This is a genomic window from Streptomyces sp. NRRL S-495, from assembly GCF_000966955.1.
Classification (GTDB): Bacteria; Actinomycetota; Actinomycetes; order Streptomycetales; family Streptomycetaceae; genus Kitasatospora; species Kitasatospora purpeofusca.
In genome coordinates this window covers 1-536 of the sequence record NZ_JZWY01000518.1, presented here as the reverse complement: position 1 = coordinate 536, position 536 = coordinate 1, and the positions used below count along the sequence as shown (strand labels likewise).

At 72.9% G+C, this 536-nt stretch carries 1 pseudogene; it reads right to left on the bottom strand.

The window, feature by feature from the left end:
- A pseudogene (locus VR45_RS25650) lies at window positions 1-499 on the bottom strand (electron transfer flavoprotein subunit alpha/FixB family protein); the annotation flags it as partial.
- Between the last annotated feature and the right edge of the window lie 37 nt (window positions 500-536).

Sequence of the window (536 nt, the reverse complement as noted above, 5' to 3'; positions counted from 1 at the left end):
CCGCGGCCGGGGCGGCCTCCGGGGCGACGGCGTTCGGCTTCACCGCGATGACCGGCACGCCGTTGCTGACGCGGGAGTCGACGGTGTACGAGGCCGCGAAGACGGACTGGGTGGCGACCGGGCCGCTGTCACCGGCGCGCAGGTCGACGGCGTCGGTGATGAGGCCGGAGCCGATCCGAAGCGCGACGCGGGCGGCGACCTCCTTGCCCTCGCCGGAGGAGGTGACCAGCACCGCGGCCGCGTCGGCGGCCTTGGCGATCTGGGCCAGCGCGTCCACCTTCGGGACGACCAGCTGGTCGGCGAACTCGGCGCCGTCGGCGACGTACACCTTGGCGGCGCCGTACTCGGCGGCCTTGGCGGCCAGCTCGGCCGCCTTGTCACCGGCGCCGAGGACGACCGCCGACGGCTCGCCGATACGGCGGGCCAGGGTCAGCAGCTCCAGGGCCGGCTTGCGGACCACGCCGTCGGCGTGGTCCACGAGAACCAGGATCTCAGCCATGATTCATTGCTCCTGATCGATCGTTGGATTCGCGAAC